Origin of the sequence: Streptomyces sp. CA-288835, from assembly GCF_050936385.1 — a bacterium.
Taxonomy (GTDB): Bacteria; Actinomycetota; Actinomycetes; order Streptomycetales; family Streptomycetaceae; genus Streptomyces.
The window spans coordinates 3,364,571-3,383,644 of record NZ_JBNJMW010000001.1; the positions used below are offsets into that span (position 1 = coordinate 3,364,571).

Consider the following 19,074-nt stretch of genomic DNA (forward strand, 5'->3'; position numbering starts at 1 on the left):
CGCGCCCGCCGGTGCGGTACGCGCCCCTGAAAGGAGGCCGCAGGCCTACCTTTCAGGGGCGCGGGGAACTGCGCGACCAGCCACAACGAACCCGCAGCGTCAAACCGGTTCTCATAGCGGAGCGCCCGGCTCCACCGCGGTAACCGCCGCCACCGGTATAGCCCCGTAGACATGCGGAAACTCCTCCCCGCCCGCCTCCGGAGCCTCGTACCTCACCGGCACGCCGAGCCGTTCAGGGTCGATGACCAGCACCACAAGGTCATCGGGCCCCTCGTACGCCCCGTACAAAAAGGCGGCGACGCGCGGCAGCTGTGCACGGGTCGAGCAGTGGATGAAGCCCTCCTCCTGGAGGGTGCGACCACGCGTCGACATCTCGTACGTGCCGGTCGCGCGGGCCGCGTCCCAGAGGGAGCGTTCGGTGATGTGCAGAAGCTCGGGCATGAGCGACACGCTAAGTGATGTCGCCGAGGCGGGCCGCACGGCCCCGGAGATAGCGCTGTTCGGGCAGGCTCAGGGTCTTGGCGGCAGCCGACTCATAGGCGGCGCGGGCACCCTCGGGATCACCGGCGCGCTCCAGGAGGTGGGCGCGAACCGCGTCGAGCCGATGCCCTGACGTCAACTCGGGCGCGAGCGCGTCCAGTTCGGCGAGTCCAGCACGCGGGCCGTGAACCATCGCGACGGCCACGGCACGGTTGAGCCGTTCGACGGGGCTGGGCACGAGGTGGACGAGGACGTCGTAGAGCCCGAGGATCTCGGCCCAGTCGGTACTGTCAGGCGAGTCCGCCTCATCGTGCACGGCGGCGATCGCGGCCCTCAACTGGTAGGGGCCCGGGCGGCGTTGAGTGAGGGCCCACGTCACCAGGGCCACGCCCTCCTCGATCTCCGCCTTGTCCCACAGCCCCCGGTCCTGCTCGTCGAGCGGAATCAGTTCGCCGTACGGGCCGGTGCGCGCGGCCCGGCGGGCGTCGGTGAGGAGCATCAGCGCGAGCAGGCCGGTCACCTCGCAGTCACCGGGCAGCAGCCGGTGCACCGTACGGGTCAGCCGGATGGCCTCGCCCGCGAGTTCGGCCCGCTGGAGGGAGGCTCCGGAGGTGGCCGTGTACCCCTCGTTGAAGATCAGGTACAGGACGTGCAGAACCGCGGGCAGCCGCGCCTCCCAGTTCTCCGGCCGGCCGAACCGCGCGCCCTTCACCTTCTGCTTGGCCCGGCTGATCCGCTGCGCCATCGTCGCCTCGGGCACCAGATGCGCGCGGGCGATCTCGGCCGTCGTCAGCCCGCCGACGGCCCGCAGCGTCAGCGCGATCTGGCCGGCCTGAGGCAGATCCGGGTGGCAGCAGAGGAAGAGCAGGGTCAGCGTGTCGTCCTCGGAGGGCGCGCGAGAGGCCCCGGGCGGCGGCGCGGTGAAGGCGTCGCGCGGAGTGAGCGCCGCCGCCTTCTCCTCCCGCAGCCGCCGCGCCTCCTCACTGCGCAACGCATCCGTGAGCCGCCGCGAGGCGACCCTGATCAGCCAGCCCCGCGGATTGTCGGGAATCCCCGACTCGGGCCACTGCCCGGCCGCGGCCAGCAGCGCCTCCTGTACGGCGTCCTCGGCGGCGTCGAAGTGCCCGTACCGGCGGACCAGCGCGCCGAGGACCTGCGGCGCATGCAGGCGCAGCAGGTCCTCGACCTCGGTCGTACGTCTCAAGCGTCTCCCCTGCTCAGCAATCGCCTCCGCCGTCGCCGACGGGCCGGATGACGACGGGGTACACGTTCGCGCCCTCGGGGACGGGGCACGAGATGACGCGCTCGGCGATCTCCGTGACTCGCTCCAGGCTCTCGCACTCCAGGAGCCAGTAACCGGCGATCACTTCCTTGGTCTCGCCGTACGGCCCGTCGGTGATCACGGGCTTGCCGTCCGGGCCCTTGCCGACCAGGCGGGTCTGGGCCGGCTCGGCGAGCCCCTGGGCGTCGATGAACTCGCCGGTCTCGGAGAGATCGTTGTTGATCGCCCCCATGTGCTCGTACATGGCCTGGATGTCTTCCTTGCTCCAGACCGGGGCACCGCCGGTGGGCTTGCCCGCCTGGGTCTCGTAGTCCGCCTGCGTGCCCTGCACCATCACCAGGTACTTCATGAGTCCGCTCCTTCGGCTCGGACCGCCCGTGGTGGGCGGTTCTCACAGGGGACGTCGGAGCCGGCCCGCGCTTCTCTACAGGCTCGCGGAAGTTTTCTTCAGGCGCGCGTGATGAGCGTCAGGAGTCCTGCTGCTCGGTCTTCTCGACCGCCGGTCCGGACTCCGTCGTGAGTACGGGCTCCGACTCGCCCTCTTCCCCCTCGTACGCCTCGCACTTGGGGTTCTTGCACGGGCCGGGACGCCACAGGGGCACGAACACGCCCAGGGTCTTGTGCCGGCGCACGACCTGGTCGACAGAGTGGCCGCAAACGGGACAGACGTACTCATCACTGGCCATGCATTCAGGGTATTGCGGTATGGCCGGGGCCGACAGATGAGCGACGTACTCGGGTTACCGCTTGCGCTGGTACGTCCGGACGAGGACGCCGTTCTTGAAGCTGCGCACCGTGTCGAGCGTGAACTCGGTGAGCGCGAAGGCGGAGCCGAACATCGGCATTCCGGAGCCGAGGACCAGCGGATACGTCTTGATGACGAGCTCGTCCACCTCGTCGATCAGCTCACCCGCGATCTTCGAACCTCCGCAGAGGTAGATGCCGAACTCGCTGTCCTCCTGCTTGAGTTCGCGGACCTTGCCGACGACGTCGTCCGAGATGATCTCGACGTTCGGGTCGGGCGACTCCTTGAGGGTGCGCGAGGCGACGAACTCCCTCATATGGGCGTACGGGCTGGTGACATCGATCGCCAGGGCCAGGTCGTAGCTGCCCCGGCCCTGGATGATCGTGTCGAACTTCTTGTTCTCCCGGTCATCGATGCCGAGCGCACGGCGGACGTGGGTCGGCAGTGCCTCCGGGTACTCGTTCCAGAACCACTCCATGTACTCCTCGTCGACGAACCGCGTGAAGAAATCCGCCTCGCCGCTCGGGGCGCCGATGAAGCCGTCGATCGAGCAGGCGATGAAGTACGTGAGCTTTCGCAAGTTGGTCTCTTTCCGTAGGGTGACTGCCGTCGACTGAACCACTCCATTCATAGTGCTTCACTTGTAGTGGTTGCAAGGGATTTCCGGCACGGAAGTCAACTGGGAGAGAGGATTCCGCATGGTCAGAAACCCGGAGCGCAGGGCCGCCCTGGTCGACGCCGGTGTGGAGGTGCTGGCGCGCGAGGGGGCGCGCGGGCTGACGTTCCGCGCGGTGGACGCCGAGGCCGGGGTGCCGGTGGGCACCGCCTCGAACTACTTCAGCAGCCGCGACGACCTGCTGCGCCAGATCGACATACGGCTGCACGAGCGGCTCGCACCGGATCCGGTGGTCCTGGCCGAGCTGATGAAGGCACCGAAGGACCGTGCGCTGGTCACGGCGTTCATGCACGACCTCATGGCGCGGGCGCAGGCGGACCGTACGGGCTATCTGGCGCTCATGGAGATGCGCCTGGAGGCCACCCGGCGCCCGGAGCTGCGGGCCTCATTCACGAAGACGGTCCGTGCGGACCTCGAGTACGCCATGGACTTCCACCGCGACGCGGGGCTCCCCGGCGGCGACGAGACCGTAACCGTGCTGTACCTCGCCATGCTCGGCCTGCTCCTGGAGCACCTGACCCTGCCGGGAGTACTGGAGGGCGTACTCCCCGGCGTCAGTGTCCCGGACGGCCTGGTGGAACGGATCGTGGCGACGATCGTGCCGGAGTCCGACGCAAGGTCGGGGGCCGACGCAGGGTCCGGGTCCGGCTCAGTGTCCGGGCAGCGTTAAGGGTGGGCGTGCCGGGCGCGTCCCGTCAGAAGCGCGGAGCCGGATCGCGCCACATCGGCCACATGGGCGGACCGTCCGGCAGGTCGAGCGTGCTGCCCATGAAGGTGAAGCCGAGGCGTTCGTACAGGGGGCGGCTGCGGGCGCTGCTCGCCTCCAGGTACGCGGGCAGTTGCTCGCGGTCGCAGCGGTCGAGTACGTGCTGGATGAGCGCCGTACCGAGGCCCTCGCCCTGCCGCTCCGGAGCCACGCCGATCATCCACAGGTACTCGTGTGCCGTGCCCGCCGGGTGTATCCCGGCCGTCAGCCGGGCGATCTGCTCGATCCGTTCATTGCCGGGATCGACTGCCTCACGCAGCTGCGCAGGCCCGTCCTCGTCGTCGTCCTCGTGGGCCTCCGCGGGCGTCGGCAGCCACAGTGCGCAGGCCGAACCGTCCTCGGTGACATCCACATAGCCCTCTTCCAGCACGATGCCGAGGAAGGCTCCCATCAGCAGGTGGTGCGTACGGCGACGGTCGTCCGCGTCGGGGAAGACCCAGCTGCTCACCGGGTCGTTCTGAAAAGCGTCGTCCAGAAGCCGCGTAACGGCCTCCCGATCGCCTTCCCCGGCTCTGCGAATCGCCACGCCCATTGCCCCGTACCTCCAGCTCAACTGCCCGTCTCCACCTATCCGTTGCAGCCTATGCGAACCGTATCCGCATCCTCACTCGGGTGGCCCGCTCGAAATGATCAGGATTGGATCTTCGATTGAGGGGCACACCGTAGGGCTGTCGGCCGGGGCCTTCGCCGACCGGATTCACGGACATTTCCGGGCGGGAACGCCAAGATCGGGCCGGGCGTTGAACCGGTGACGGACGAGCGACGAGGAGACAGCAATGGCAGGCTTCCTGGACCGCGCCAAGGAACAAGCGCAGCGCGGCATCACACAGGGCAAGCACAAGATCGACGAAGTGCAGGCGCAGCGGGCGGGCGGCGATCTGCTCAAGAGTCTCGGCGCGGCCTACTACGCCGAGCGGCATGGCACGGGCTCTCCCGACGCGACGCAGCGCGCTCTCCAGGCTCTGGAGAGCCACATCGCGACGCATGGCGACGGAGTACTGCGCTCCTGACGCGAACCGCCCGTACCGCCGGCCATGAACGGTCGAATAACGGTCAAGCTGACCGATTCGGCTCGCAAGCTGTGCGAACAAGTGGTCCCCGGTGGGGAGTTCCGGGTAAAAGCGGCGGTACGAGGCGGTCGCGATGGGTGGCCGTCGCGCCCCCATGTAAGGAGGCGGTCATGGCCTCACCCATGTCCGCGGGCAGATTCCTGCAGAGACTGCGGGACGAAGGGTGCACCGTCGTCGAAGTAGGCGACTGGGAGCATCACAATCGCAATCACAAGGGCCCTTGGGGCCCGGTCCATGGCGTGATGATCCACCACACGGTGACCCGGGGCAGCAAGCGTACGGTCGAGATCTGCCGCGACGGCTACAGCGGGCTGCCGGGACCGCTGTGCCACGGCGTCATCACCAAGGACGGCCGAGTCCACCTCGTCGGCTACGGCCGCGCCAACCACGCGGGCCTCGGCGACGACGACGTACTGCGCGCGGTCATCGCCGAGCGGAGCCTCCCCCGGGACAACGAGGCGAACACCGACGGCAACCGCCATTTCTACGGCTTCGAGTGCGAGAACCTCGGCGACGGCGAAGACCCGTGGCCGGCGGCCCAGTTGGAGGCGATCGAGCGGGCCGCGGCGGCGGTCTGCCGCCACCACGGCTGGAATGAACGCTCGGTGATCGGCCATCTCGAATGGCAGCCGGGCAAGGTCGACCCCCGTGGCTTCACCATGTCCTCCATGCGCGCGCGCATCCGCGACCGCCTGAACTGACGAGCAAGAACTGACGAGCACCCCAGTGCCCCCCGAAGCGCTCGACCTCGACCTCCTGCGGCCGCGGCTGCCGTCGCCGCTCCAGGCCGTCGTGGACGAGCGCTTCGCGCGTCACGGCATACGTCTGCTCCTCAAGCGGGACGACCTGATCCACCCGCATCTGGTGGGCAACAAGTGGCGCAAACTGGCCCCGAACCTGCGCGCCGCGGCGGGCCGTACGGTCCTCACCTTCGGCGGCGCCTACTCGAACCACCTGCGCGCCACGGCCGCCGCGGGCCGCCTCCTGGGCGTGCCCACCATCGGCGTGATACGCGGCCAGGAGCTGGCCGAACGCCCCCTGAACTCCTCCCTCGCCCGCTGCGCCGCCGACGGAATGCGCCTGCACTTCATCGACAGGTCGACTTACCGTTACAAGACCGAGCCGGCAACACTGGCCGCCATCCTCAGCGAGGCGGGCGCCGAGGACGCGTACGTGGTCCCCGAGGGCGGCAGCAACTCCCTTGCCGTACGCGGCTGTCGGGCCCTCGGTGAGGAGCTGCGCGGCCAGGCCGACGTCGTCGCGCTGGCCTGCGGCACAGGCGGCACCCTCGCCGGGCTGGCCGCGGGACTCGGCCCCGGCCAGCGCGCCCTGGGCATCCCCGTCCTCAAGGGCGGCTTCCTCGACACGGAGATACGCACCCTCCAGCACCGCGCTTTCGGCGGTCCGCGCGGCGACTGGTCCCTCGACGACCGCTTCCACTGCGGCGGCTACGCCCGCACCATCCCCGAACTCGACGCCTTCGCCGCCGACTTCGAGCAGCGCCACGGCCTGCCCGTCGAGCGCCTCTATGTCGCGAAGATGCTGTACGGACTCCTGACCCTCACGGAGGAAGGCGCCTTCCCGCCCGGCACGACCGTCGCAGCCGTGATCACGGGTGCGCCCTTCACCCCGTAACCGCTCATTACGCCGTAACCGGCCATCACCCCGCAGTCGGCCATCACCTCAGGTCGCCGACTCCCGGTAGGCAGCCGCCTCCTCCAGATCCAGCCGCCGCAGCAGCGTCCGCAGCATCTCGTCGTCGATATAGCGACCGTCGCGCAGCTTCACGAACACCTCCCGTTCGGCGCCGATCATCTCGCGCGCCAGGCGGCGGTATGTGTCGTCCACGGTCTCCCCGGTCACCGGGTTCACCGAGCCGAGCCGCTCCCACACGGCGTTGCGGCGGCGCTCCAGCACCGAGCGGAGGCGCTCGGCGAGTGGCGGCGGCAGGGCGTTGCGCTCGTCGTCGAGGAGTGCGTCCAGGCGCTGCTCTGCGACCCGGGAGGCCTGCGCCTGGGCGTTCGCCTCCGCGAGCGTCTCCGCCTGTGCGTCGCGTCCGGGCAGCTTCAGCCACTTGATCAGCGGGGGCAGCGTCAGCCCCTGCACGACCAGCGTCCCGATGACGGTCGTGAAGGTCAGGAAGAGAATGAGATTCCGGCCGGGGAACTTCTCGCCGCCGTGCATGGTCAGCGGGATCGAGAACGCGATGGCGAGCGAGACGACACCCCGCATTCCGGCCCAGCCGACGATGAAGGGCCCCTTCCAGCTGGGGTCCTCCTCCCGCTCCCGGACTCGCCGGAACAGCATGCGCGGCAGGAACGTCGCCGGATACACCCATACGAAGCGGGCCGCGACGACCACCAGGAAGAGGGCCACCGCGTACCAGAGGGCACGGACACCCTCGTACTCCCCGAGCCCCTGCAGAACGATCGGCAGTTGCAGACCGATCAACGCGAAAACCGCCGACTCCAGGATGAACGCGACCATCTTCCACACCGCCTCCTCCTGCAGCCGAGTGGCGAAATCGACCTGCCAAGAGCGGTGCCCGAGATAGAGCGCGACGACGACCACGGCGAGCACTCCGGAGGCGTGCACCTGCTCGGCGACCGCGTATGCGAAGAAAGGGATCAACAAGGAGAGCGTGTTTTGCAGCAGCGCCTCCTTGAGATGCGTACGCAGCCAGTGGATCGGCACCATCAACAGGAGCCCGATCCCGATCCCGCCGAGCGCCGCGAGCAGGAACTCGCCGATGCCGCCCGCCCAGGACGCGCCCTCCCCGACGGCGGCGGCGAGCGCCACCTTGAAGGCGGTGATCGCGGTCGCGTCGTTCACCAGGGACTCGCCTTGCAGGATCGTGGTGAGCCGCGAGGGCAGCCCGACCCGGCGGGCGACCGCCGTCGCCGCCACCGCGTCCGGCGGCGCCACCACCGCGCCGAGCACCAGGGCGGCGGTGAGCGGCAGGTCCGGCACGATCAGATACGCGGCCCAGCCGACGACGAGCGTCGCGAACAGCACGTACCCCACCGACAGCAGCGCCACGGGCCGTATGTGCGCCCGCAGATCGAGATACGAGCTGTCCGTTGCCGCCGTGTAGAGCAGCGGAGGCAGCAGCAGCGGCAGCACCACCTCGGGGTCGAGTTCGTACTCGGGCACCCAGGGGACGTACGAAACGGCCAGGCCCATCGTGACGAGCAGCAGCGGCGGCGGGACCGGGGTGCGGCGGGCCACACCGGCCACCGCGGCACAGCCCGCGATCAGCAGCAACAGAGGCATCACATGCATCGGTTTCGGCCTGCCTTCGTTCTTGAGCTGTTTTCGCCGCGCCCGTCGTAACCTGGCAATCATGAAACAGTGCACGCACACCGCTTCGCTGCCGCGTCCGGAACCCGGACCGCTCAGCGAGACCTGCATCGAGTGCCGTGCCGCGGGCACGCACCCGGTGCAGCTTCGGCTGTGTCTGGACTGCGGTCACGTAGGCTGCTGCGACACGTCGCCGATGCGGCATGCGACGGAGCACCACAAGGAGACGGGACACCCGATGATGCGCTCGCTCGAGCCCGGTGAGAGCTGGCGATGGTGTTTCGTCGACCACGTCATCGTGTGACCGAAGGATCCGTAAGATTCGACGGTCTGACGCCTGGGTACGTCAACCCGGCGCACGCTCTTCCCAATTGGGCCCGCAGACCCCTAGCCACTGTGCGTATAACTGTGTTTACTATGAGTGACGACAACGGGTTGGGGTCATGGGGACAGGAAACCTGAGAGCGCGGTAGCGTCACCGCTGAACCACGTAGCGCGTTACCCCGAGGGGCGACCCTCGGCCCCTGATAGAGCTTGTACCACCTTGGAGGTGAGGGTGTCCCAGTTCGCAGGCGAGCCCGCGACCCAGGACTTCGTCGAAGTCCGGCTGCCGGCTGCGGGTGCCTACCTGTCGGTGCTGCGTACGGCCACGGCCGGACTCGCGGCGCGTTTGGACTTCACCCTCGACGAGATCGAGGACCTGCGCATCGCGGTCGACGAGGCGTGCGCGATCCTGCTGCAGCAGGCCGTGCCCGGTTCCGTCCTCAGCTGTGTCTTCCGCCTGATCGACGACTCGCTGGAGGTGACGGTCTCGGCCCCGACCACCGACGGCCACGCGCCTTCGCGGGACACGTTCGCCTGGACCGTGCTGTCGGCCCTCGCGGGCAAGGTGTCCTCTTCGGTCGCCGACGACAAGACCGTTTCGATCAGCCTCTACAAACAGCGCGGCGCGGGACCCGGGCCGGCGTGAGGAATGGGGACGGGCCGGTGCGGGACGAAGAGCGCGGCACACGAGAACTTCCCGCTGAGGGCGCCGGCGGCCTGAGCGGGCCCCGGCGCATGGCGGCGGAGGGTGCCGACGGCATCCCCGAGCAGCAGGCCCGGCCGCACCCGGAGGACGACTCCTCGGCGGCCGGGGCGCCTCTGATCGGGGTTCCAGGGGGATCTCCCGGGACGGAGTCTGGGGGAGCGCCCCCGGAAGGGCGGCTGCGGGTGACGGGCGGGACTATGAGCGAGCAGCACGAGCAGCATGAGCGGAACGCGGGCGGCGCCGCCGAAGGCGCCACGGGCGTACAGCACGTCCAGCACGATCCCCACGACCGCAGCGGGGCTCGGGCCAAGTTCATCGAGCTGCGCAAACTGCCGGACGGCAGCCCGGAGTACGCGGAGCTGCGCAACCAGCTGGTCCGGATGCATCTCCCGCTCGTCGAGCATCTCGCGCGCCGCTTCCGCAACCGCGGGGAGCCGCTGGACGACCTCACACAGGTCGCCACCATCGGCCTGATCAAGTCGGTCGACCGCTTCGACCCGGAGCGCGGCGTCGAGTTCTCCACGTACGCGACGCCGACGGTGGTCGGCGAGATCAAGCGGCACTTCCGCGACAAGGGCTGGGCGGTGCGCGTCCCGCGCCGGCTTCAGGAGCTGCGCCTGGCGCTCACCACGGCGACCGCGGAGCTCTCGCAGCAGCACGGCCGCTCCCCCACCGTGCATGAGCTGGCCGAGAAGCTGGCCATCTCGGAGGAGGAGGTCCTGGAGGGCCTGGAGTCCGCCAACGCATACTCCACGCTCTCCCTGGACGTCCCCGACACGGACGACGAGTCCCCCGCGGTCGCCGACACCCTCGGCGCCGAGGACGAGGCCCTGGAGGGCGTCGAGTACCGCGAGTCCCTGAAGCCCCTCCTGGAGGACCTGCCCCCGCGCGAGAAGCGGATCCTGCTGCTGCGCTTCTTCGCGAACATGACCCAGTCGCAGATCGCCCAGGAGGTAGGCATCTCCCAGATGCACGTCTCCCGCCTCCTGGCCAGAACACTGGCCCAGCTGCGGGAAAAGCTGCTCGTCGAGGAGTAGGCGCCCCACTAAGGGCGGTCGTACGGACCTGATCTCGTACGAGGCTGAATGCGCCGGTTACTTCTGGTTCTGCGCGTTCCCGGGTCCGCGGATGCCGAGGGCCCGGGTCGTCTCCGGGTTCAGCAGGAACACCAGCGCGGCGACCGCGACGACGGCCAGGGCGATGCCCCCCGGGATGGCCAGACTGTCGGCCTGGAGGAGCGTCCAGGCCACCGGCAGCGCCATGATCTGCGTGATGATCGCGGGCCCCCGGCTCCAGCTGCGCTGCCTGAGCAGCCCGCGCGCGGCCAGCAGCGGCAGCAGCGCGAGCACGATCAGCGTGACCCCTCCGGTGACGGCCTGCTGCCGGTCGTCCGGTTCGCCGGCCAGCCCCATCACCAGGATGTAGACGCCGGCCGCGACCAGCGCGAGCCCTTCAAGAGCGGCCAGCGCCGCCGCGGCGGTCAGCCGCCCGGGGCGGGGGCCCGTCTCGGGTGCGTCCGATGCGTCCGGGGTGGGGGTCTTCGCAGCGCTCACTCCTGCAGGGTAGCCCTCGGCCCTCCTCCCCCGACCGCCTGATCCCCCCTCGGTATGGGCCGGGTACCACCAGGTAGGTACGCTGCATCGCATGCGTGCACTTCTCGTGGTCAATCCGGCAGCTACTACCACCAGCGCACGCACGCGTGACGTCCTGATCCACGCCCTGGCGAGCGAGATGAAGCTCGAGGCGGTCACCACCGAGTACCGCGGGCACGCCAAGGACCTCGGCCGGCAGGCGGCGGAGAGCAAGGACATAGAGCTGGTCGTGGCCCTCGGCGGCGACGGCACGGTCAACGAGGTCGTGAACGGCCTGCTGCACCAGGGCCCCGATCCGGACCGTCTGCCCCGCCTCGCCGTGGTCCCCGGCGGCTCCACCAACGTCTTCGCCCGCGCCCTGGGCCTGCCCAACGAGCCCGTGGAAGCCACCGGCGCCCTGCTCGACGCGCTGCGCGACGGCACGGAACGCACGGTCGGCCTCGGCATCGCGGCCGGCACTCCGGGCACGGACGACGAGGCGGTGCCGTCCCGCTGGTTCACGTTCTGCGCGGGCTTCGGCTTCGACGCGGGCGTCATAGGACGGGTCGAGCAGCAGCGTGAGCGCGGCAAGCGCTCCACGCACGCCCTTTATCTGCGCCAGGCGATGCGCCAGTTCCTGGACGAGCCCCATCGGCGGCACGGCATGATCACCCTGGAGCGGTCCGGTGAGGATCCTGTGTCCGACTTGGTGATGTCGATCGTCTGCAATACCTCGCCTTGGACGTATCTCGGCAATCGCCCGGTGTATGCGTCACCTAAGGCCTCGTTCGAAACCGGCCTCGACGTACTGGGTCTCAGCCGGATGTCCACGGCGGCGGTCGCCCGATATGCCACGCAGTTGCTCACTTCGTCCCCCGAGCGGGGGCCCCATGGAAAGCACGCCCTCTCCCTGCACGACCTGACGGACTTCACCTTGCATTCGAAGGTGCCACTCCCCCTTCAGATGGACGGCGACCATCTAGGGCTGCGTACGAGCGTGACGTTCACAGGCGTTCGCCGTGCACTGCGTGTGATTGTGTGAGCAGAAGGGGCTAAAGTCCTTTCACTCGAACGTTTAGGCCAGGATCCACCCCATGGAAGTACGGCTGTGACCTAGTCGACACCGAGGAATCAAAAAAAACTTTCCAGAAGGGGTTGTATCCGCCGCTGAGGTTTGCGAGTCTCTACGTGGCGCTCGGGGCGGCCCGCAGAATCGGCCCCACAGAGAGCCAGAACCCCTCCTCACTTCAAGGACGACACCAGTCCGTCTGGTAGTCGGCCCTTCACTTGTTGAGGGATTCGTGAAAGCGTTCACATTCACAAGCAAACCCGCATGTAATACCAAGGAGAGGTAGCAGCCATGGACTGGCGTCACAACGCCGTTTGCCGCGAGGAAGACCCCGAGCTCTTCTTCCCCATCGGCAACACCGGTCCTGCGCTGCTGCAGATCGAGGAAGCCAAGGCCGTCTGCCGCCGCTGCCCCGTCATGGAGCAGTGCCTGCAGTGGGCGCTCGAGTCCGGCCAGGACTCCGGCGTCTGGGGTGGTCTCAGCGAGGACGAGCGCCGCGCCATGAAGCGCCGCGCCGCCCGCAACCGGGCCCGTCAGGCCTCCGCCTGACAACCCACCCCGCAACAGCCTGAGCTTGGCGGCGCGTACGGCGAGTACGCATCTCCCGCCCCCGAGCCGCAGCGCGCAGTACCCGCCGATGCGTACGCGAATGAGCAATGCGCCTTGGATCACGGAGTGATCCAAGGCGCATTGCTGTGTTTGGGCTCCGTTGGAGGGGTGGTTTTTAAGCTGCGGATTCGTTGTGGCTGGTCGCGCCCCGCGGCGGAGCCGCAAATGTCACAGCCCCGCGCCCCTAGAGCGCTACCGCGCTCCTTAGGGCGCTGCGCCCCACGCGGCGGAGCCACACATCGACACAGCCCCGCGCCCCGTAAGGGGCGCGGGGAACTGCGCGACCAGCCCCCGCCGGCCCGCAGCCTCATCACTGCGCTTCCAGCGGAGCGCTCAGTGTGATCGGACCGGGATGTCCAGGATCACTTGCGTGCCTCGGTCCGGGGCCTGGACCATGTCGAAGGTTCCGCCCAACTCGCCCTCCACCAGGGTTCTTACGATCTGTAGGCCCAAGTTGCCCGAGCGTTTGGGGTCGAAGCCTGGGGGGAGGCCTATGCCGTCGTCCTGGACTGTTACCAAGAGGCGGGTCTGTTTGGTGGTGCCGCCGCGGACTGCCGAGACCTCTACTGTGCCGCGGTCGCCTTCGCGGAAGCCGTGTTCCAGGGCGTTCTGCAGGACCTCTGTGAGGACCATGGAGAGCGGGGTCGCGACCTCGGCGTCGAGGATGCCGAAGCGACCGGTGCGCCGGCCCGTCACCTTGCCCGGTGAGATCTCGGCCACCATGGCGAGGACGCGGTCGGCGATCTCGTCGAACTCCACGCGCTCGTCCAGGTTCTGAGAGAGCGTCTCATGCACGATCGCGATCGATCCGACGCGGCGTACCGCTTCCTCGAGGGCTTCTCGGCCCTTGTCGGAATCGATGCGGCGGGCCTGGAGCCGTAGCAGGGCGGCGACCGTCTGGAGGTTGTTCTTCACCCGGTGGTGGATCTCCCGGATGGTCGCGTCCTTCGTGATCAACTCGCGCTCGCGGCGCCGGAGTTCGGTGACATCCCGCAGGAGTACGAGTGAACCGACCCGCGTGCCCTTGGGCTTGAGCGGGATCGCGCGGAGCTGGATCACCCCGTCGTCGCTCTCGATCTCGAACTCGCGGGGCGCCCAGCCGCTGGCGACCTTGGCCAGGGCCTCGTCCACCGGGCCGCGGGACGGGGCGAGTTCGGCGGTGGTCTTGCCGAGGTGGTGGCCGACGAGGTCGGCGGCGAGGCCGAGGCGGTGGTACGCGGACAGCGCGTTCGGCGAGGCGTACTGGACGACGCCCTCCGCGTCCAGCCGGATCAGGCCGTCGCCCACCCGGGGCGAGGCGTCCATGTCGACCTGCTGGTTCGGGAACGGGAAGGAACCCGCCGCGATCATCTGCGCGAGGTCGGAAGCGCTCTGGAGATAGGTCAGTTCGAGGCGTGAAGGGGTGCGCACGGTGAGCAGGTTGGTGTTGCGGGCGATGACACCCAGGACGCGGCCCTCCCTGCTCACGGGGATGGACTCGACCCGTACGGGAACCTCCTCGCGCCACTCCGGGTCGCCCTCGCGCACGATCCGGCCCTCGTCGTGGGCGGCGTCCAGCATGGGGCGGCGGCCGCGGGGGACGAGGTGGCCGACCATGTCGTCCTGGTACGAGGTGGGGCCGGTGTTGGGGCGCATCTGGGCGACCGAGACGTACCGGGTGCCGTCGCGGGTGGGAACCCACAGGACGAGGTCGGCGAAGGAGAGGTCGGAGAGAAGCTGCCACTCCGAGACCAGCAGGTGGAGCCACTCGAGATCGGAGTCACCGAGGGCGGTGTGCTGGCGGACGAGGTCGTTCATGGAGGGCACGAGTGCGAGCGTACCTGGGCACTCGGACATGGCCCGAAAACATGGCTCGGCGAGCAAACGGCTGGGGGGTCCGGGGGTCGCCCCCGGAATGATGCAGCACCCGCGGGCCGCGGCGCCTGAGAGGGACCCTCAACCCTCCCGGCACCGCAGCCCGGAGCAGCAACGGCCGTGGGGTGTGCGGTCCCGGTCGGCCGAAGGATGAGGAGCCGGCGCAGTCAGGGCAGAGAGCCCCGGTTCCTCGGTCCGCCTTCCTGTGCGGGGAAGACGGAGGCTTGGTCGGTCAGACTGCTTGATCGTTCCGTTGCGCTTTCAAGCTTTGTCTCTGCAATTGTGGACTAGACCACTCCGCCATGTCTACGCGTTGGCGGATGTTTGTTGCTGTGTCTTTATCCAACAACCTCGCGCGCAGCATCCACCCCGCACCCTAACCCCGTACGGCTCAGGAGTGGGAGCGGATTGCGGTTCTGCTAGATTGGTCTAAACCACAGACGTCGTTGAGTCCCCCCTCTTTCAGATCTCCTTCGGATCCTTCAGAACGGCAGGCCCAGCGTGGAAGTTGTCATCGTTCCTGACGCCGCGGCGGGTGGCGAGCTCATCGCCGAGGCCATGGCGGAGCTGCTCAGGCGCAAGCCCGACGCCCTGCTCGGGGTGGCCACCGGGTCGACGCCGTTGCCCGTTTACGAGGCGCTGGCGGCGAAGGTGCGTGCCGGAGCCGTCGATGTCTCGCGAGCCCGGATCGCGCAGCTCGACGAGTATGTGGGGCTGCCGGCCGAGCATCCGGAGTCGTACCGTTCCGTGCTGCGGCGGCAGGTGCTGGAGCCGCTCGGGCTGGAAGCCAAGGCCTTCATGGGGCCGGACGGGACGGCGTCGGACGTACGGGCGGCCTGCGAGGCGTACGACAAGGCGCTCGAAGACGCGGGCGGCGTCGATCTCCAGTTGCTCGGCATAGGAACCGACGGGCATATCGGCTTCAACGAGCCCTGTTCGTCGCTCGCCTCGCGTACGCGCATCAAGACGCTGACCGAACAGACCCGCATCGACAACGCGCGCTTCTTCGACGGGGACATCGAGCAGGTTCCGCATCACGTCATCACGCAGGGCATCGGCACCATTCTGGACGCCCGGCACCTGGTGCTGCTCGCCACCGGCGAGGGCAAGGCGGACGCGGTGGCGGCGACGGTGGAGGGGCCGGTCGCCGCGGTGTGCCCCGCCTCGGCGTTGCAGCTCCACCCGCACGCGACGGTCGTCGTCGACGAGGCCGCCGCGGCCAAGCTGAAGCTCGCCGACTACTTCCGGCACACCTACGCCAACAAGCCGGGATGGCAAGGCATATAGGCGCATGAAGAGCCCCCGCAGGGCGCTCATGGGCGTCTGCGGGGGCACAGTCTCGGCGGGGTTTCCGGCCCTTAGGCCACCGGCTCTTCCTCCTCGGCCGGCTCGTCCTGGGCCCATAGGCCGGCCACCCACAGCGGCATGATCCAGTGGACGACGAGGACGGCGATGAGGAGGGGTGCGGCGTAGGCCTTCGGGGCGTCGCCGTTGACACCGCCCGTGATCAGCAGGGCTGTCGCCGCCGCGGCCAGGAGCAGGGTCGTCATCCGGTGGGCCCGGGTCACGACGCGGCTGCGTTCCGCCGACTGCCGCTCGTCCAGTACGTGTTCGCGCAGCTCCAGAAGGCCTCGGGTGGCACCGTTGATGATGCCGGTCGCGACCATCCAGGGAAGCAGCAGCACCGCCATCGCGGCGACGGGCCACAGCGGTTCGCCCTCTGCGAGGAACATGTGGGTCATCAGTCCGCCGATGGCCACGGTGAGCGTGATGTGCACGGCGACGGTCAGACGTCGGCGCGCCGCCGTGGCGTACAAGGCCTGGCCGCGGCGGTCGTTCATGAGCCGCAGCATGCTCCGGTCGTAGCGGCTCATCCGCGCTGTCGTCATGGCTGGTTCCTCCCGTAGACCTCGTCCGTGAGCGGCCGGAACGGTTCGAGGGAGAACAGGGCCTCGACCGGCAGATTGAAGAACTTCGAGATCTTCAGTGCCAGGTCGAGGCTCGGGTTGTACTGCCCCCGCTCGATGTAGCCGATGGTCTGGTAGTGGGCTCCCACTGCCTCGGCCAGGCTCTGGCGCGACACCTTCCGTTCGGCGCGCACCATGGCCAGCCTGTTGTGCACCTGCTCGCTCATGTATAAGAAGTACTACATTTGAAGGCAGCCTTACAACCCGCTTCGACGAATCGCCGTGCCAACCGCCCGCCTACAAGCCGGCGATGACCTCGGCCGCCGCGCGGCCGCAGACGCGGGCCGCGCCGTGGGTGGCGATGTGCAGCGCGCCCCGCGGTGGCGACTGGGGTACGCCCATCTCGACCACGATCGTGTCGGGGCGGGCGGCGAGGACGGTCTCCAGGGCCGCGGCCATCCACGCGTGGCGGTGGGCGTCACGCACCACGGCGACGATCCGCCGGCCTCCCGCGGCCGCGAGCGCTTCGGCCCCGGCCCGCTCCCCCGCGAAGCTCCCCGTCTCCGTACCCGGCAGCAGGCGCCGCAGTTCGGCGGCGACGCCCCACGGGGTCTCGTCGCCGACGGCGAAGTTGGCGACGGGGGTGAAGGCGGCGACGTACGGCGCCTCGGTGACCCGCGTGAAGTGTTCCGCGCGCGTCACGGTCAGCGCACGTCGCGCCGCGATCAGGCCGACGTCGGCACGGTGCGTGCTCCCGGAGTGCCCGGCCGACAGGGCACTCGGCCCCGAAGGTGAGCCCGACGCAGAAGCCGCTCCCCGCCCAGGTCCCGGCTTCTCCGACGAAGCCGTCCAGGCCGCCAGCGCCCGTACGCGCGCTGCCGCGTCGGCCAGCCGTTCCTCGGCCAGCTCGCCCGACCGTACGGCCGCGACCAGCGCGTCCCGCAGTCGCAGTACCGTCTCGTCGTCCGCGAGCCCCCCGCCCACACAGATGGCGTCGGCGCCGGCGGCGATCGCGAGGACGCTGCCGCGTTCGATGCCGTACGTGCCGGAGATGGCGCGCATTTCCATGCCGTCGGTGACGATGAGGCCGTCGTAGCCCAGTTCCTCGCGCAGCAGCCCGGTCAGGATGCGGGGCGAGAGGGTCGCGGGGCGGTCCGGGTCCAGGGCCGGGACCAGGATGTGCGCGGTCATCACCGCGCGCGTGCCCGCCTCGATGGCCGCACGGAACGGGGCCAGCTCCCGGGTCTGAAGGACCGGCAGCTCCGCGTCGATGCGCGGCAGCGCGTGGTGCGAGTCGACCGCCGTGTCGCCGTGGCCCGGGAAGTGCTTCGCGCAGGCGGCGACTCCGGCGGACTGAAGGCCGGAGACGTACGCGGCCGTGTGCCGGGCCACCAGGGACGCGTCGGCGCCGAAGGAGCGTACGCCGATGACCGGGTTGCCGGGGTCGGAGTTGATGTCGGCGGACGGGGCCCAGTTGAGGTTGACGCCGCAGACGGCCAGGCGGCGGCCGAGTTCGGCGGCGACCTCCCGGGTCAGCGCGACGTCGTCCACCGCGCCCAGCGCGTGGTTGCCCGGGAACGACGAGCCCGTACGCACCTCAAGGCGCGTGACGTCACCGCCCTCCTCGTCGATGGCGACCAGGACGTCGTCGCGCTCGGTGCGCAACTGGGCGGTCAGGGAGGCGAGTTGATCGGGTGAGGCGATGTTCCGGCCGAAGAGGCCGACCGAGGCAAGACCCTCCCCCAGCCGCCGGAGCAGCCAGTCAGGAGCGGTGGTGCCTGTGAAGCCGGGCTGCAGGACGGCCAGGGCGTCGCGGGTCAGAGTGGAGGTTCCATCGGTGAGTGTCGTCATCGGTGGCGTTATCCCTTCACGGCGCCGGAAGTAAGCCCCGAGGCCATCTTCTTCTGGACGAGCATGAAGAAGACGACCACCGGGAGAGCGATGAGTGTCGAGGCGGCCATCAGTGCGCCGTAGTCGACGCCGCGGGACGTGGTGAAGTTCATCAGCCACACGTTCAGCGTGTATTTGTCGTTGTCCTGGAGCACCACGTAGGCGAGCAGGTACTCGTTCCACGCGTTGATGAGCGAGAAGATCGAGGCGGCGGCGAGGCCCGGAGCGAGCAGCGGGAAGATGACGCGCCAGAAGGCGCCCATCCGGCTGCAGCCGTCGACCATCGCCGACTCCTCCAGCTCCTTGGGGATGTTGATGACGAAGCCGCGGATCATCCAGGTGGCGAAGGGCAGTGCGGAGACCAGGTAGATGACGATGACGCCCCAGTACTCGTTGAGCGCGCCCAGGCCGTTGAGCTGGATGTAGATGGGGATGAGCATCGCGGTCGGCGGCAGCAGCTGGATCACCAGAAGCGTGATCATGAACGCCTTGCGGCCGGTGAAGTGGAACCGTCCGATCGCGAAGGCCGCGATCGTCGACAGCACCATCGCCCCGACCACGGCGGTGACACAGATGATCAGGCTGGACTGGATCGCCGAGCCGAAGTTCGGAGCGTCGATCGCCCGCTTGAAGTTGTCGAAGGAGACCGAGGACGGCCACAGCGTCTGGTCGTAGCTGCGGATCTCGTGGTTGGGCCGCAGTGCGCTGACGACCAGCCAGTAGACCGGGAAGGCCATCACGAGCAGGGCGATGATGCCCACGAGGTTGTAGACGTGCCGGCTGTTCTTCTTGCGGTCCGGGCGGGGGGCCGTACTGGACCCCAGG

At 69.0% G+C, this 19,074-nt stretch carries 23 protein-coding genes; 10 read left to right on the forward strand and 13 right to left on the reverse strand.

Features of this window, described 5'->3' with window-relative positions; translation table 11 throughout:
- Positions 1-111 precede the first annotated feature (111 nt).
- The 5 genes from ACQEVY_RS14990 to ACQEVY_RS15010 form a co-directional block, all read right to left on the reverse strand.
- On the reverse strand, positions 112-441 hold the full coding sequence (locus ACQEVY_RS14990) for a DUF952 domain-containing protein (protein WP_432948630.1): 330 nt from the start codon (positions 439-441) through the stop codon (positions 112-114).
- Between the two features lie 10 nt (positions 442-451).
- A complete protein-coding gene (locus ACQEVY_RS14995; RefSeq protein WP_432948632.1) occupies positions 452-1,684 on the reverse strand; it encodes an RNA polymerase sigma factor in 1,233 nt (410 codons plus the stop codon).
- Between the two features lie 13 nt (positions 1,685-1,697).
- Entirely contained in the window at positions 1,698-2,111 is a 414-nt protein-coding gene (locus ACQEVY_RS15000) for a YciI family protein (protein ID WP_432948634.1), read from the reverse strand.
- Positions 2,112-2,229: 118 nt separating this feature from the next.
- On the reverse strand, positions 2,230-2,448 hold the full coding sequence (locus tag ACQEVY_RS15005) for a hypothetical protein (protein WP_432948636.1): 219 nt from the start codon (positions 2,446-2,448) through the stop codon (positions 2,230-2,232).
- A gap of 54 nt (positions 2,449-2,502) precedes the next feature.
- Complete coding sequence (locus ACQEVY_RS15010; RefSeq protein WP_432948638.1) at positions 2,503-3,087, reverse strand: dihydrofolate reductase family protein; 585 nt, start codon at positions 3,085-3,087, stop codon at positions 2,503-2,505.
- Positions 3,088-3,205: 118 nt separating this feature from the next.
- On the opposite strand from ACQEVY_RS15010, the gene ACQEVY_RS15015 reads away from it, so the two are divergent.
- Entirely contained in the window at positions 3,206-3,853 is a 648-nt protein-coding gene (locus tag ACQEVY_RS15015; protein WP_432948640.1) for a TetR/AcrR family transcriptional regulator, read from the forward strand.
- A gap of 25 nt (positions 3,854-3,878) precedes the next feature.
- Here the strand turns inward: ACQEVY_RS15015 and ACQEVY_RS15020 are convergent, their stop codons facing one another.
- On the reverse strand, positions 3,879-4,481 hold the full coding sequence (locus tag ACQEVY_RS15020; protein ID WP_432948642.1) for a GNAT family N-acetyltransferase: 603 nt from the start codon (positions 4,479-4,481) through the stop codon (positions 3,879-3,881).
- Between the two features lie 244 nt (positions 4,482-4,725).
- On the opposite strand from ACQEVY_RS15020, the gene ACQEVY_RS15025 reads away from it, so the two are divergent.
- The 3 genes from ACQEVY_RS15025 (at position 4,726) to ACQEVY_RS15035 (ending at position 6,654) form a co-directional block, all read left to right on the forward strand.
- Positions 4,726-4,959: a hypothetical protein gene (locus tag ACQEVY_RS15025; RefSeq protein WP_432948644.1), complete on the forward strand. Its 234-nt coding sequence runs from the start codon at positions 4,726-4,728 to the stop codon at positions 4,957-4,959.
- Positions 4,960-5,129: 170 nt separating this feature from the next.
- The gene (locus ACQEVY_RS15030; protein ID WP_432948646.1) at positions 5,130-5,720 is read left to right on the forward strand and encodes an N-acetylmuramoyl-L-alanine amidase; all 591 of its coding nucleotides are present in this window, start codon (positions 5,130-5,132) and stop codon (positions 5,718-5,720) included.
- Positions 5,721-5,745: 25 nt separating this feature from the next.
- The gene (locus ACQEVY_RS15035) at positions 5,746-6,654 is read left to right on the forward strand and encodes a 1-aminocyclopropane-1-carboxylate deaminase/D-cysteine desulfhydrase (RefSeq protein WP_432948648.1); all 909 of its coding nucleotides are present in this window, start codon (positions 5,746-5,748) and stop codon (positions 6,652-6,654) included.
- A 48-nt stretch (positions 6,655-6,702) separates the two neighbouring features.
- On the opposite strand, the gene ACQEVY_RS15040 is transcribed toward ACQEVY_RS15035, so the two are convergent.
- Positions 6,703-8,301 carry a Na+/H+ antiporter gene (locus tag ACQEVY_RS15040; protein ID WP_432948650.1) on the reverse strand — a complete coding sequence of 533 codons (1,599 nt, stop codon included), beginning with the start codon at positions 8,299-8,301 and terminating at the stop codon, positions 6,703-6,705.
- Positions 8,302-8,362: 61 nt separating this feature from the next.
- Here ACQEVY_RS15040 and ACQEVY_RS15045 point away from each other — a divergent pair, with 61 nt between their 5' ends.
- From ACQEVY_RS15045 to ACQEVY_RS15055, 3 genes are all read left to right on the forward strand, one after another.
- Complete coding sequence (locus tag ACQEVY_RS15045; RefSeq protein WP_386339127.1) at positions 8,363-8,623, forward strand: UBP-type zinc finger domain-containing protein; 261 nt, start codon at positions 8,363-8,365, stop codon at positions 8,621-8,623.
- Positions 8,624-8,875: 252 nt separating this feature from the next.
- Positions 8,876-9,289, forward strand: coding sequence for an anti-sigma regulatory factor (locus ACQEVY_RS15050; protein ID WP_328768733.1), 414 nt, complete (start codon positions 8,876-8,878; stop codon positions 9,287-9,289).
- Positions 9,286-10,386 (forward strand): RNA polymerase sigma factor SigF, encoded by a 1,101-nt coding sequence (locus ACQEVY_RS15055; RefSeq protein WP_432948653.1) that lies wholly within the window; start codon positions 9,286-9,288, stop codon positions 10,384-10,386. Before ACQEVY_RS15050 ends, ACQEVY_RS15055 begins: the two co-directional genes overlap by 4 nt.
- 57 nt (positions 10,387-10,443) lie before the next feature.
- Here the strand turns inward: ACQEVY_RS15055 and ACQEVY_RS15060 are convergent, their stop codons facing one another.
- The gene (locus ACQEVY_RS15060; protein ID WP_432948655.1) at positions 10,444-10,902 is read right to left on the reverse strand and encodes a hypothetical protein; all 459 of its coding nucleotides are present in this window, start codon (positions 10,900-10,902) and stop codon (positions 10,444-10,446) included.
- A 91-nt stretch (positions 10,903-10,993) separates the two neighbouring features.
- On the opposite strand from ACQEVY_RS15060, the gene ACQEVY_RS15065 reads away from it, so the two are divergent.
- Together ACQEVY_RS15065 and ACQEVY_RS15070 are read left to right on the forward strand one after the other, a co-directional pair.
- Positions 10,994-11,962: a diacylglycerol/lipid kinase family protein gene (locus tag ACQEVY_RS15065; protein WP_432948657.1), complete on the forward strand. Its 969-nt coding sequence runs from the start codon at positions 10,994-10,996 to the stop codon at positions 11,960-11,962.
- A gap of 318 nt (positions 11,963-12,280) precedes the next feature.
- Positions 12,281-12,538 (forward strand): WhiB family transcriptional regulator, encoded by a 258-nt coding sequence (locus ACQEVY_RS15070; RefSeq protein WP_016639615.1) that lies wholly within the window; start codon positions 12,281-12,283, stop codon positions 12,536-12,538.
- A gap of 393 nt (positions 12,539-12,931) precedes the next feature.
- Here the strand turns inward: ACQEVY_RS15070 and ACQEVY_RS15075 are convergent, their stop codons facing one another.
- Positions 12,932-14,395: a sensor histidine kinase gene (locus tag ACQEVY_RS15075; RefSeq protein WP_432955221.1), complete on the reverse strand. Its 1,464-nt coding sequence runs from the start codon at positions 14,393-14,395 to the stop codon at positions 12,932-12,934.
- A 558-nt stretch (positions 14,396-14,953) separates the two neighbouring features.
- Between ACQEVY_RS15075 and nagB the strand changes: the two genes are divergently transcribed.
- On the forward strand, positions 14,954-15,739 hold the full coding sequence (nagB, locus tag ACQEVY_RS15080; protein ID WP_432948661.1) for a glucosamine-6-phosphate deaminase: 786 nt from the start codon (positions 14,954-14,956) through the stop codon (positions 15,737-15,739).
- 71 nt (positions 15,740-15,810) lie between these two features.
- On the opposite strand, the gene ACQEVY_RS15085 is transcribed toward nagB, so the two are convergent.
- From ACQEVY_RS15085 to ACQEVY_RS15100, 4 genes are all read right to left on the reverse strand, one after another.
- Entirely contained in the window at positions 15,811-16,341 is a 531-nt protein-coding gene (locus tag ACQEVY_RS15085) for a hypothetical protein (protein ID WP_432948663.1), read from the reverse strand.
- Positions 16,338-16,586: a helix-turn-helix transcriptional regulator gene (locus ACQEVY_RS15090; protein WP_059416565.1), complete on the reverse strand. Its 249-nt coding sequence runs from the start codon at positions 16,584-16,586 to the stop codon at positions 16,338-16,340. The genes ACQEVY_RS15085 and ACQEVY_RS15090 overlap by 4 nt, the downstream gene beginning before the upstream one ends.
- 70 nt (positions 16,587-16,656) lie before the next feature.
- Positions 16,657-18,210, reverse strand: a complete 1,554-nt coding sequence (locus ACQEVY_RS15095) for a glycoside hydrolase family 3 protein (protein WP_432948665.1) — start codon at positions 18,208-18,210, stop codon at positions 16,657-16,659.
- 8 nt (positions 18,211-18,218) lie between these two features.
- Positions 18,219-19,073 carry a carbohydrate ABC transporter permease gene (locus tag ACQEVY_RS15100; RefSeq protein ID WP_432955223.1) on the reverse strand — a complete coding sequence of 285 codons (855 nt, stop codon included), beginning with the start codon at positions 19,071-19,073 and terminating at the stop codon, positions 18,219-18,221.
- Position 19,074: the final 1 nt, after the last annotated feature.